The following is an 11,870-nucleotide window of genomic DNA, read 5'->3' as shown; positions in this document are numbered from 1 at the left end:
CCCACGAGCCCCGGTAACCACACGCGTCCCGGCGGGTGAGGCTCCGGCCACCGCCGCCGGGATCACCGTCAGGGCCGCCGCCGGCCGACGATCTCGTCGTGCCAGACGGCGGTCTTCGTCTCGTATCCCGGCGCGACGGTGACGTCCCGCTCGGCGAGCAGCTGCTCGAACCCGGCGGCGGTGACCGGCACCTCCTGCGGGCAGCAGCGCGTCGAGAGCTCCACGAGCTCCCGGCCGCTCGGGAACCGGAAGTGCTCGAGGTCGACGCGGCGCAGCCCCAGGCCGCTCGCCGCGACCTTGACCCGGCGCACGACCATCGGCCCGTGCACGCGCAGCTCGCTCAGGCGGGCGTCGTCGACGGTCTCGCTCCCGCCGGTCAGCGCCCACTGACTCTGCGTCGACGAGAGCAGCTCGCGCGCCTTGGCCGAGCCGGCGATGACCGACGCGGCGATCGCCGAGTCGATGTCCCGGCGCACCTCGATGTCCTTCCAGACCCCTTCGGGCACGAGGTCGTACTCGACGCGCGCGCCGCGGGGCCGGTAGCACCCGAGCTCGGTGCCGCGGCGTCGCGCGGAGACCGCGAGGTCGAACTTCCCGCGGGCACGGCGACGCAGCCGCACCTCGACCCCCGCGCGGAGGAGGTCCAGCTCCGCGGTGTCGAGCAGATAGCCCTGGCGCACGCTCCAGGTCGGGGCGTGACGCCCGGTCAGGGCCTCGGCCGCGGCTCCGGCGGGCGGCACGAGCAGCGTCTTCATCTCCACGCTGTCCGCGTGGACCCCGTGCGTGCTCAGCCATCGGAGCGCCTCGGCCGACCCGAACCTGCCCACCAGATGGTCCTCCCGTCCGGCGCCGTCCGCCCCCGCCGGCGGCGTCGCCCCGCGCTCGACCATAGCCGTCCCGCGGTGACCCAGGACACCTCGCCGCAGGGATCCCGGCCGGTCGGACAGGTGCCCTCCGCACCCGGAGGATCGGCGACCCTTTCCGGAGACCGGAACGGCGGCGAAACTACCGACCGTGATCACCCCAGGCCGAGCGAGTGATCATGCTCGGAGATCCATGATCGACATCAGATGACCCCCGCATGCCTCTTGCCGACGTCGGACCGGCTCCCTACTGTCGCCTGTGGCTCAGCACACACCGCTCGGCGCCCAAGATCAACCGGCCGCCGTGGAGCGCGTGTGTCCTGCCGCCCAGTGGTCGACGTCGTCGGCCGGACGGTCGGGTGACCGGTGGCAGCAGCGAGAGCCCTCCTCCGCTCGGCATCGCCCGTCGACGCGCCACACCCCCGACGCCCGGACGCGATCCGCGCCCGGCTCCGTCGGCGGAGAAGACAAGGGCATCCATGAGGAGGTACGTCGGATGACGTCCACAGATCGAGACGCCGAGCTGAGCGCAGCCGGCCTGGACGGGCAGAACAGGACAGCCCTGGGACGGCTGCTCGGCACGGGGTCCATCGGGCACGCCGAGAAGGGGTCCGACGGCGTCATGCGGGCCACGGTCCGGATCCCGGAGGACGAGCTCATCTGGGAGCCCTCGATCCTCGTCTTCCCCGAGGGCGGCGAGGTCGAGCTCACGCTCATCAACGACGACAAGAACACGCACTGCGCGGTGCTCCCGCACAACGGTGACCCCAAGATCATCTGGCTGGTCAACCACTCCAAGGGCACGGCACGGCTCTCGCTGTCCGGCCCGGGCACCTACTACTACGGCTCCACGACCGGCAACGACGAGGGCCGCGGCCTGACCGGCGCGCTCGTCTTCGGTGGCGAGGTGCCGGACTCGGCCAAGCAGGACCGTCCCCCGCAGCCGCGCCCGTAGACCCCGTAGAGCCCGAGAGAGGAAGTTCGTCGATGACCGACTACGTGGACGCCGGCGAGGCCGTCCCCCACAAGACACTCAGCGCGACCAAGGGCCAGGCCCCGGCCACCGGGAACGTCGACTTCGAGCGCATCAAGAACGCCAAGTCGGAGCCGGCCAACTGGCTGACCTACTACGGCAGCTACGACGGTCAGCGGCACAGCCCCCTGGACCAGATCAACAAGGACACCGTCAAGCGCCTCAGCCCGGCGTGGGTGTTCCAGGCCGGCATGAACGGCCTGCACTCCGGCGCGTCGACCTACTCGTTCGAGGCCTCGCCGCTGGTCGTCGAGGGTGTCATGTACATCTCCGGCCCCGACGGCAAGGTGTGGGCGATCGACGCCGCCACCGGCGAGGAGCTGTGGCGCTACAAGTGGGCGTCGCCGTACGACGTCTCGCTGTGCTGCGGCAACGTCAACCGCGGTGTCGCGGTGGGCCACGGCAAGGTCTACCTCTACACGCTGAACGCCCACCTCATCGCGCTCGACGCGCAGACCGGCGACCTCGTCTGGGACACGGTCAACGGTGACGTCCGCGCCGGCGAGTCCGGCTCGGTCGCCCCGCTGATCGTCAAGGACAAGGTCGTCGTCGGCAGCGCCGGTGGCGAGTTCGGCCTCCGCGGCCACATCGACGCCTTCGACGCCCAGACCGGCGAGCGCCAGTGGCGCTGCTACACGGTGCCGAAGCCCGGCGAGCCCGGCTCGGAGACCTGGGGCGACGAGAACGCCGAGGCGTGGCAGCGCGGCGGGGCCAACTGCTGGGTGACGCCCACCTACGACCCCGAGCTCGAGCTGCTGTACCACGGCACCGGCAACCCGGCGCCCGACTTCGACGGCGGCGTCCGCCCCGGTGACAACCTCTACACCGACAGCGTCGTCGCGGTGGACGTCAACTCCGGGACGATCCAGTGGCACTACCAGTTCACGCCCCACGACCTGTGGGACTACGACTCGACGATGGAGAACCTGCTCTTCGACGCACCGGACGGGCGCAAGCTGCTCGCCCACGCGGACAAGAACGGCTACTTCTTCGTCCTCGACCGCACCAACGGCGAGCTGGTGCGCGTCTTCCCCTTCGTCGACCGCATCACCTGGGGCGAGATCGAGCCGGACGGCAAGGTCACGCCGAAGGTGTACCCGGAGGAGGAGGGTGTGCCCGTCCACTTCTGGCCCGGCCCGGCCGGCGGCAAGGAGTGGACGCACATGTCCTACAACCCCGCCACGGGGTTGATCTACGTGCCCGTCCAGGAGGTCGGGGCGACGGCGACCCGCCGCCGCCGCGAGTTCAAGGAGAGCATCCCCTACTGGGGCGCCGGTGTGGCCGTCGACCTCGACGACTTCTACGGCTACGTCGCGGCCATCGACCCGGTGACGGGCGAGGAGAAGTGGCGCTGGAACAACGAGTACCCGATGTGCGCCTCGACGCTCACCACCGCGGGTGGCCTGGTCTTCCAGGGCACGCCGACCGGTGAGTTCGTCGCCCTGGACGCGGAGACCGGCGAGAAGCTCTGGTCGTTCCAGTGCGGCAGCGGGCACCACTCGAGCCCCTCGACGTACGAGGTCGACGGGCGCCAGTACATCGCGGTGCCGACCGGCTGGGGCGGATGGGTCGAGGGCTTCCTGCCCGGCCTGCTCGGCGCCGCCGCGGGTGACGCGCTGTTCTGCTTCGCGCTGCCCCAGTAATCCACCGCAGAATCGTCGCCGGCATCGGCCGGCGGGAAGGAGACACGACATGGAGCTCCACGTGTGGGAGGCCCCGGAGTTCGAGGAGATCGGGGTCGCTCCCGAGGTGACGATGTACGTCGCCCAGATGGACGACTGATCCACGACTGATCGCGAAGGGGCGCCGGATCGATTCCGGCGCCCCTTTGCGGCGTTTCGGTGCCCCGGGGTCGGCCAACCCGTCAGGAGAACGCATGACCGTCGAGCAGACCGAGGCGCGGCCCGCGGCCAAGCGCTGGCTCTGCGAAATGTGTGGCTTCATCTATGATCCGGAGGAGGGTGACCCCGACAGCGGCATCCCGCCCGGGACGCCCTTCGAGGACATCCCCGACGACTGGATGTGCCCGATCTGCGGCGCCGAGAAGGCGGACTTCCGCGAGGTGGAACCGGGCGAGTTCCCGGAGATGTGAGGATGCTGCACAAATGATCACCGGGTACGGCCACTTCGCCCAGCTCGCGGAATCGCTGCAGTGGGACGAGACGGCCATCGACCTCACCGCCGACGCCGAGGCCTTCCCGCAGCTCGACCAGGACGAGTACGACCAGGTCCTCGGCCTGCTCGCGGGCTTCTGCATCGGCGAGACATCCGTCGCCACCCACCTCACGTCGTTCAACGCCGCGGCCAGCAGCGACGACATGATGGCGGAGGTCTTCACGGCCCAGGCGCGCGACGAGGCCCGCCACGCCCGCTTCTTCGACCGGGTGGTGCGGGAGGTCTGCGGCGTCCCCGGCACGAACATGACCGAGCGGGTCGACGCCCTGCGCGACCGCGTGAGCCCGGACCTCGTCGAGCTGTTCGAGGAGCGTCTCCCGGCGATCGCCGCCTCGGTGGCCGAGGACCACGAGAACCTCACGGCCGCCGTCGGGCTCTACCACATGATCCTCGAGGGCGTCGTCCTCACGGCGGGTCAGCACGCGCTGCTCCAGACGCTCAAGGGCCTGTCGGTCAAGATGCCGGGGGTCGTCAAGGGCATGGAGCTGGTGCTGCGCGACGAGCGCTGGCACATCGGTTTCGGCTCGCGGATCATCCAGAGCGCCGACGTCGTGGACGACCAGATGGAGGAACTGCTGACGCAGGGGACGAAAGCGGCGTCGGCGTGGGGCGATCTCATCGCCCAGGACGACATCGCCCATGTGGAGCACCTCCACCAGCGTCGTCTCAAGTCCGTCGGGATCAAATTCTGGTGATCTCGCGCGCTGCCCCGGCGGCGCGCGGACGGTAATGTCGATCGAGATCGATGAGAGGAGGTGGCAGCAATCATGGAGTCGCTCTCCGTCTGGGAGACCCCGGAGTTCGAGGAGTTCGGTGTCGCCCCCGAGGTGACGATGTACGTCGCACAGCTCGATGACTGACAGCTGACCGACGACAAGCGCGACAGGGGCGCCGGAATCTGTCTTTCCGGCGCCCCTGTCGCCGTCGGGCGGAAAGGTCGCGGAGGAGGACGAACGGCGATGTGGCTGCGGGTGCTCGGCGCCGGCGCGGGCGGCGGCTTCCCCCAGTGGAACTGCGCATGCCCCGGCTGCCGCGCGGTCCGCGAGGGCTCCCGGCCCGCCACCCCGCGCACCCAGTCGTCGATCGCCGTGAGCGCCGACCGCCGGTCCTGGTACCTCGTCAACGCCTCCCCCGACCTGCGGGCCCAGATCGAGGCGTTCCCCCGGCTCCGCCCCCGCTCGAAGCGCGACAGCCCGATCGCCGCCGTCCTGCTCACCGACGCCGAGCTCGACCACACGATGGGCCTGCTCCTGCTGCGCGAGGGCCCGGGCGTCGAGCTGCACGCCACCGACGCGTCGCTCGAGACGTTGCGCGGCGGCACGGGCTTCCTGACGACCCTCGAGCGCTACACCTCGGTCGCCGCCCACCGGGTCGTGCCCGGCGACGCCGTGGCGCTCGGGGAGGGCCTGAGCTACACGGCGTTCGACGTGCCGACGGTGAAGAAGGCCCGGTTCGGTGGCACCGAGGACGTCGGCCGCGTGGTGGGGTACCGGTTCACCGACACCGCGTCCGGGCGGAGCGCGGTGTACCTGCCCGGCGTCCAGGAGGTGACCCCCGCGGTGCACGAGGAGCTGGCGGGCGCGGACGTCGTCCTGGTCGACGGCACGACGTGGACCGACGACGAGATGATCCGCCTGGGCCTGGCCTCCAAGACCGCCCACGACATGGGCCACATGGCCGTCGACGGTCCGGACGGGAGCCTCGCGGTGCTGGCCGGGCTCCCGGCCGAACGCAAGATCTACGTGCACATCAACAACACGAACCCGATGCTGCTCGAGGACTCCCCCGAGTACGCGACGGTCGCGACCCGCGGGGTGGAGATCGCCGTCGACGGGCTCGAGGTGGAGGTCTGAGGAGCGGCATGACGGTCACCCACGCGTCCAACGGCACCGGTACCGACACCGGCACGGCGGTCGGCCCCGACGCCCTGGTGGAGCGGCTGCGCTCGCAGGCCACGCGCTACCACAGCGAGCACGACTTCCACGTACGCATGAACGCCGGCGAGCTCTCGCCCGAGCAGATCCGGGGCTGGGTGGCCAACCGCTTCTGCTACCAGGAGGCGATCCCGGTCAAGGACGCCGCGATCCTGGGCAGCTGCCCCGACCGCGAGATCCGCCGGCGCTGGATCCGCCGGATCACCGACCACGACGGCACCGAGGACACCGAGGGCGGCATCGAGGCCTGGCTGCGTCTCGGCGAGGCCTGCGGCGTCCCGCGCCACGAGATGGAGGACGGGCGGCACATCGTGCCGGGCGTCCGCTTCGCGGTCGGCGCCTACGTGACGTTCGCCCGGACGAGGCCGTGGGTCGAGGCCGTCGCGTCGTCGCTCACCGAGCTGTTCGCGCCGGGCCTCATGGCCGAACGCCTCGCGGCGTTCGAGAAGCACTACACCTGGATCGACCAGGACGGCCTCGACTACTTCCGCAACCGGCTCCACCAGGCGCCGCGCGACTCCGAGCACGCGCTGGAGATCGTCAAGGAGCACTGCCGCACCGCCGAGTCGCAGGACGCCGCGGTCGCCGCGCTCGCGTTCAAGAACGACGTGCTGTGGAGCATGATGGACGCCATCGACACTGCCTACCCGGCCGACACGGCGTACCCGTCGTGACCACGACGGTCCCGCGCACCGGGCGTCCCCGCCTCGCCCGGTTCGTCAAGACGCGCTACGACAAGGCCCGGGACCGCCAGGTGCTGCTCGGGCCCGAGACGGTCGTGACGCTCAACCCCACCGGCGCCGACATCCTCGCGCTCTGCGACAGCACGCGCACCGTCGACGAGATCGTCGACGAGCTCGGCCGCCGGTACGACCGCGTCGTCGACGACGAGGTGGAGGCGTTCCTCGCCAAGCTCGTCGCCCGGCGCTGGGTGGAGATCCCCGATGAGTGACCAGCTGCTCGACGGCCCCCTCGGTGTCCTCGCCGAGCTGACCCACGCGTGCCCGCTGTCGTGCTCCTACTGCTCGAACCCCCTGGAGCTGACCAAGCGCTCCGCCGAGCTCACCACCGACGACTGGCGCCGCGTGCTCGACGAGGCCGCCGATCTCGGCGTGCTGCAGAGCCACTTCTCCGGCGGCGAGCCGCTGCTGCGCCGCGACCTCGCCGACCTGGTCGGTCACGCGAGCGGCCTCGGGATGTACACGAACCTCGTCACCAGCGCGATCGGGCTCTCCCGGCCGCGCGCCGAGGCGCTGCGCGACGCGGGCCTCGACCACGTGCAGGTCAGCATCCAGGCCGACGAGCCGGTGCTGTCCGACCGCCTGGCCGGCATCTCGTCGTTCGAGAAGAAGATCGAGGCCGCCCGCCTGGTCAAGGAGCTGGGCTGGCCGCTGACCCTCAACGTCGTGCTGCACCGGCAGAACATCGACCGGATCGCCGCGATCCTCGGCTGGGTCGAGGAGCTGGGGGCCGACCGCGTCGAGCTCGCGAACACCCAGTACTACGGCTGGGCGCTGCGCAACCGCGAGGCCCTGCTGCCGAGCCGCGAGCAGCTCGAGCACGCCGAGAAGATCGCCCGCGAGACCCGCGAGCGCCTGCGGGGGCGCACCGACGTCATCTACGTCATCCCGGACTACTACGCCGAGTACCCCAAGCCGTGCATGGGCGGGTGGGGCTCCCGGCAGCTCGTCGTCGGGCCCGAGGGCAACGCGTGGCCGTGCCTGTCGGCCCACGAGCTGCCGCTGCCGCGCGCGAACGTCGCCGAGCACGACCTCGCCTGGATCTGGCGCGAGTCGCCCCTGTTCACCGCGTTCCGCGGCACCGACTGGATGCCCGACCCGTGCCGCAGCTGCGACCGTCGCGAGGTCGACCTCGGCGGCTGTCGGTGCCAGGCCTTCCAGCTGACCGGCGACATGACCCGCACCGACCCGGTCTGCGTGCTGTCGCCGGACCGCCATCTCGTCGACGAGGCGGTGGCGGCGGCCAACGACCCGGCGGCGGCGCCGGCGGCCGGGGCCACGTCCGGACCCGAGCCCGTCCTGGTGCCGATGCCGGCGGTCCGCCCCCACCGCGCGGACTGAGGCCTCTGTCGCGGACCGCCCACCGGACGGATCACAGCGGCTACCCTCCTCGCGCCCGGCAACCGTCGGGGCGTCGACGAGGAGGTGTTCCGCGATGTCCGGTGGCGGAGGAAAGATCGAGCAGCGGGTCGTCCTGACGCGGCAGGAGGCCGCGAAGTGGCTGCACCAGCTGGCGACGGCGCTGGAGAGCGGCGGGACGGCCGACGTCGCGCTGGTCGGGCCGACCGTCGCGCTGAACCTCCCCGAGGAGTTCGAGGTCGAGCTGGAGCTCGAGCCCTACGGCGAGAAGATCGAGCTCGAGTTCGAGCTCGTCTGGCCGAACTCCGGCAACGAGCCGTCCTCGGACCGGCCGCGCACGACGGTCGGGGCACCGCAGGCCCTGCGCTGACCCGCCCCGGCTCCCGTCCTTGCGGACGGGGGCCGGGTGCAGTACTCAGGTCCCGTGTCCGTGGTCGCGATCACCTTCGTCATCGTCGCGCTGGCGGAGGTGGCGGACACCAGCGGGCTCGTGACGCTCGTCCTGGCCACCCGGTTCCCGGCGCGCTGGGTGCTGCTCGGCGTCTGCGCCGGGATGCTCGTGCACGTCGGCATCGCCGTCGCCGCGGGGAGCCTCGTCGGCCTGCTCCCCGAGCGGCCCCTCGAGGCGATCCTCGCGGTCATGTTCCTGCTCGGCGCCGTCCTCACGATCCGCGAAGGGATGGAGGACGACGACGATGACGACGATGACGACGAGGAGCGGGAGGCGCCGCGCACCCGGTGGGCCGTGGTCGCGACGGCGTTCGGGATCACGGCGCTCTCGGAGCTCGCGGACCCGTCCCAGATCCTCACCGCGACGCTGACCGCCCAGTACGACGACCCGCTGCTCGTCGGGATCGGGGCGCTCCTCGGGCTGTGGGCCGTGTCCGCCCTCGCCGTGTACGGCGGCAACCGGCTGCGCCAGGTGGTCCCCGTGAAGTGGGTGGCGTGGGTGGCCGGTGGGATCATGGTGGTGCTCGCCGTGATCAGCGCGGTCGAGGCGATCCGGGGCTGAGCAGCAGGAGACACCGTGATCCCCATCGTCGAGTTCGTGCTCGGCGTCGCCGTCCTCGTGTACTGCGCCGAGAAGCTCATCGGCCACCTCGTCGGGGTGGCGAGCCGGTGGGCGGTGTCGCTCTTCCTCGTCGCGGTGGTCTTCACCGGGATCGAGTTCGACGACCTCGCGTTCGGCCTCGCGCTGGGCGTCGAGGACCTGCACGACGTCGCCCTCGGCACCGTCATCGGGACGACGATCGCGATGCCGGGGCTCGTCCTGGCGCTCGCCGCGATCATCGCGCCGACCGCCGTCTCCGTGCCCCGTGACTACCTCGGCCTCTACATGGCCGCCCCGCTGGTGATGTACGCGCTCGCCCTCACCGGCACCCTGACCCCGGTGGCCGGGGTCGTCCTGCTGGTCCTCTTCGCCGCGTTCGTCGCCTGGATCGGGCTGCGGGAGTACGCCGCGCGCCGCCCGGTCTGGCGCGACGCCGCCCTCTACGAGCAGATCGACCGCGTGACCCTCGGCGGCGGGATCGCGTCGCGCCGGGGGCGGGCCGACGGTCCCGCGGTCGGGTCCGGACCACCGCCCGGGGTGCGCGTCGACCGGGGCTTCCTCCGCGCACGCCAGCACTCCCCGACCGGCACCGTCGCGCTCGCGGTCCTCGCGCTCGCCGGCCTCGTCGCCGGTGCCGCCGTGGCCGGTGCGGGCACCGAGGGCATCCTCGAGCAGTACGCCGTCGAGGGCACGGTCTTCGGCGTCACCGTCGCGACGCTGGCCCTGTCGCTGGAGGACCTGCTGCTCACCGTCGAGCCGGCCCGCCGCGGGGCCCCGGAGATCGGAGTCGCCAACGTCATGGGCAGCGTCGTGTTCTCGGTGACGGGCAAGCTCGGCGTCATCCTGCTCGCCGGCGGCGCGATCGTCGTGACCCCCGAGGTCGTGCGCTGGCACCTGCCGGTGCTGGTGCTGATGACCGCGGCGTCGGCGGTCGTCCTCGCGACCGGGCGGCTCCGCCGCCGGCACGGCGTGGTCCTGCTCGCCGCCTACGTCGCGTACTTCGTGGTCAGCCTGACATTCTTCGGTGGGGTCCCGGTCGGGGACTGAGGCCCCTCAGGAGGCCCAGACGTGGTCGCCGAGGTGCGCCCGCTCCCCCGGCAGCTCGACGTAATGGTCGAGGGCCGCGAGCAGCTGCGCCGGGTCGGCCTCGAGCCCTGCCGTGGGCAGCACGAGCGTCCGGCGCTGCCGCGGACGCCCCGGCGGCCCCACGGTGAGACGGTCGAGCAGGCCGCCCGGCGCGTCGAGGCCGTCGACGTCGAGCGCGATCTGCCGCGGCCGGCCGTCGGGGCGCTCGGGGCCGTGGGACCGGACGGCCGTCACGTGCTCCCACGGGAGCACCAGCCGCGTGGCCCCGTCGGTGATCTCGATTGCGTGGGCGGTGAGGGCGACCTCGCGGAACCCGCGCGGCCAGCTCGCCACCTGCGCGGGCCCGTCGGCGCGCTCGACCCGCCGCAGCCCGGCACCGACGCTCACGGCACCCCGGCGAGCAGCAGCACGGCCGTCGTCACCCCGGCCCCGACGACGAGCCCCGCGAGCACCTGCGCCGCCGTGTGCGCGCGGAGCACCAGGCGGGCCCAGCCCACGAGCGGGACCGCCAGCCACGACAGCGCCCACCACCCGCCGCCGAGCAGGGTGAGGACCGCGGCCGCGGCGGCCACCACCGCGGTGTGGAAGCTGACCTTCCAGACCAGGGTGATCGCGGTCGCAACGGCGACGGTCACGAGCACCGCGATCTGCAGTGCGCTGATGGCGCGCGGGGCGCCGGCCACGAGCAGCACGACCACCCCGAGCGCGACCGACGCCGCGGCCAGCCCGAGGGGCACCGCCCGCTGCTCGCGCTCGCGCAGGTGGTGGTCGGTGTAGCGCCCGGACCGGACGCCGCGGTCGACGATGAACGCCGGGATCGCCACGGAGAACAGCATCCCGACCAGCGACCACGCGACCCCGACCGGCCCCACCGCGAGCGCACCCACCACGGGGTAGAGGACGGCGAGCAGCAGGGTGGGCGAGGTGGCCGTCGTGACGCGGGCCGCGGCGCGCTGTGCGGGCGTGGTCACCTCGGGAGCCTCGGCGGCTGTCACGCGCCGTAGCCTAGGCCTCCCGTGACGGAGAGGAGGACCCGTGAGTCGGCAGGTGCACCTCGTGCTGGCCGTGGTGACCGCGCCACCGGGTCGCCTCCTGCTCGTCCACCGTCCCGGCGAGATGCCCCCGGCGGTCCTGCCCGGGGGACGTCCCCAGGACAAGGAGTCGCCCGGCGCGACCGCCGAGCGCGGCTGCCGCGAGGAGACCGGGGTCGAGATCCGCGCGGGCCGGCAGCTCGGGCGCTTCAACCACGAGGGCATCGTCACGATCTACGTCGCCGCGCGCCCGGTGCACGACGTCGATCCCGAGGAGATCCCGGACAGCGTGCGTGCCGGCTGGTACCTGCACGACCAGGTCGACATGGTGCTGCCGGACCTGTGGGCGCCGGTGCGCCTCCACCTGGAGAAGACGATCCGGCGCCGCTGAGGGCCGGGGAGGGCCGCGGAGGGCCTATGCCGCGGTGGGGAGGGGTGGTGCCGGGCCGCCGGGTCGTGGCTGTTGGGTGGGGTCGATCCAGGGTGGCGGGGTGAACCAGGGCCGGTGGTCGATCATCTCGATCTGCCAGCCGGCGTGGTGGATCTGCTGGTGGTGATGGGTGCAGAGCAGTACGAGGTTGTCGATCTGAAGCGCACC

At 72.2% G+C, this 11,870-nt stretch carries 17 protein-coding genes; 14 read left to right on the top strand and 3 right to left on the bottom strand.

The annotated features are described in order from the left end of the window. Positions 1–68: 68 nt before the first annotated feature. The gene (locus tag WCD41_RS28360; RefSeq protein WP_337718601.1) at positions 69–827 is read right to left on the bottom strand and encodes a hypothetical protein; all 759 of its coding nucleotides are present in this window, start codon (positions 825–827) and stop codon (positions 69–71) included. A 532-nt stretch (positions 828–1,359) separates the two neighbouring features. Here WCD41_RS28360 and WCD41_RS28355 point away from each other — a divergent pair. The 13 genes from WCD41_RS28355 (at position 1,360) to WCD41_RS28295 (ending at position 10,202) form a co-directional block, all read left to right on the top strand. After that, positions 1,360–1,818 carry an MSMEG_3727 family PQQ-associated protein gene (locus WCD41_RS28355; RefSeq protein WP_337718600.1) on the top strand — a complete coding sequence of 153 codons (459 nt, stop codon included), beginning with the start codon at positions 1,360–1,362 and terminating at the stop codon, positions 1,816–1,818. 32 nt (positions 1,819–1,850) lie between these two features. Continuing rightward, entirely contained in the window at positions 1,851–3,539 is a 1,689-nt protein-coding gene (locus WCD41_RS28350; RefSeq protein WP_337718599.1) for a PQQ-dependent dehydrogenase, methanol/ethanol family, read from the top strand. A gap of 49 nt (positions 3,540–3,588) precedes the next feature. Beyond that, positions 3,589–3,678, top strand: a complete 90-nt coding sequence (pqqA, locus tag WCD41_RS28345; RefSeq protein WP_133825024.1) for a pyrroloquinoline quinone precursor peptide PqqA — start codon at positions 3,589–3,591, stop codon at positions 3,676–3,678. A 94-nt stretch (positions 3,679–3,772) separates the two neighbouring features. Continuing rightward, complete coding sequence (gene rd, locus WCD41_RS28340) at positions 3,773–3,988, top strand: rubredoxin (RefSeq protein ID WP_274281002.1); 216 nt, start codon at positions 3,773–3,775, stop codon at positions 3,986–3,988. Between the two features lie 13 nt (positions 3,989–4,001). Beyond that, on the top strand, positions 4,002–4,766 hold the full coding sequence (locus tag WCD41_RS28335) for a ribonucleotide-diphosphate reductase subunit beta (protein WP_337718598.1): 765 nt from the start codon (positions 4,002–4,004) through the stop codon (positions 4,764–4,766). Between the two features lie 72 nt (positions 4,767–4,838). After that, a complete protein-coding gene (pqqA, locus tag WCD41_RS28330) occupies positions 4,839–4,931 on the top strand; it encodes a pyrroloquinoline quinone precursor peptide PqqA (protein ID WP_337718597.1) in 93 nt (30 codons plus the stop codon). Between the two features lie 99 nt (positions 4,932–5,030). Further along, the gene (gene pqqB, locus WCD41_RS28325; protein ID WP_337718596.1) at positions 5,031–5,924 is read left to right on the top strand and encodes a pyrroloquinoline quinone biosynthesis protein PqqB; all 894 of its coding nucleotides are present in this window, start codon (positions 5,031–5,033) and stop codon (positions 5,922–5,924) included. 8 nt (positions 5,925–5,932) lie between these two features. Next, positions 5,933–6,679, top strand: a complete 747-nt coding sequence (gene pqqC, locus WCD41_RS28320) for a pyrroloquinoline-quinone synthase PqqC (protein WP_337718595.1) — start codon at positions 5,933–5,935, stop codon at positions 6,677–6,679. Continuing rightward, on the top strand, positions 6,676–6,957 hold the full coding sequence (gene pqqD, locus WCD41_RS28315; RefSeq protein WP_337718594.1) for a pyrroloquinoline quinone biosynthesis peptide chaperone PqqD: 282 nt from the start codon (positions 6,676–6,678) through the stop codon (positions 6,955–6,957). The genes pqqC and pqqD overlap by 4 nt, the downstream gene beginning before the upstream one ends. Continuing rightward, positions 6,950–8,086, top strand: coding sequence for a pyrroloquinoline quinone biosynthesis protein PqqE (gene pqqE / locus WCD41_RS28310; protein WP_337718593.1), 1,137 nt, complete (start codon positions 6,950–6,952; stop codon positions 8,084–8,086). Before pqqD ends, pqqE begins: the two co-directional genes overlap by 8 nt. A gap of 94 nt (positions 8,087–8,180) precedes the next feature. Further along, complete coding sequence (locus WCD41_RS28305) at positions 8,181–8,474, top strand: amphi-Trp domain-containing protein (RefSeq protein ID WP_337718592.1); 294 nt, start codon at positions 8,181–8,183, stop codon at positions 8,472–8,474. A 60-nt stretch (positions 8,475–8,534) separates the two neighbouring features. Continuing rightward, positions 8,535–9,116, top strand: a complete 582-nt coding sequence (locus tag WCD41_RS28300; protein ID WP_337718591.1) for a TMEM165/GDT1 family protein — start codon at positions 8,535–8,537, stop codon at positions 9,114–9,116. Between the two features lie 15 nt (positions 9,117–9,131). Next, on the top strand, positions 9,132–10,202 hold the full coding sequence (locus WCD41_RS28295) for a sodium:calcium antiporter (RefSeq protein ID WP_337718590.1): 1,071 nt from the start codon (positions 9,132–9,134) through the stop codon (positions 10,200–10,202). A 6-nt stretch (positions 10,203–10,208) separates the two neighbouring features. Here WCD41_RS28295 and WCD41_RS28290 read toward each other — a convergent pair whose 3' ends face one another. Next, positions 10,209–10,628: a hypothetical protein gene (locus WCD41_RS28290; RefSeq protein ID WP_337718589.1), complete on the bottom strand. Its 420-nt coding sequence runs from the start codon at positions 10,626–10,628 to the stop codon at positions 10,209–10,211. Next, positions 10,625–11,236, bottom strand: a complete 612-nt coding sequence (locus WCD41_RS28285) for a hypothetical protein (protein ID WP_337718588.1) — start codon at positions 11,234–11,236, stop codon at positions 10,625–10,627. Before WCD41_RS28285 ends, WCD41_RS28290 begins: the two co-directional genes overlap by 4 nt. A 40-nt stretch (positions 11,237–11,276) precedes the next feature. Here WCD41_RS28285 and WCD41_RS28280 point away from each other — a divergent pair, with 40 nt between their 5' ends. Then, complete coding sequence (locus WCD41_RS28280; protein ID WP_337718587.1) at positions 11,277–11,663, top strand: NUDIX hydrolase; 387 nt, start codon at positions 11,277–11,279, stop codon at positions 11,661–11,663. Positions 11,664–11,870: the final 207 nt, after the last annotated feature.

It is taken from the genome of Actinomycetospora aeridis (assembly GCF_037400275.1).
GTDB lineage: Bacteria > Actinomycetota > Actinomycetes > Mycobacteriales > Pseudonocardiaceae > Actinomycetospora > Actinomycetospora aeridis.
Note: the sequence above shows the minus strand (reverse complement) of the source record. Positions and strands in the feature narration are given on the sequence as shown.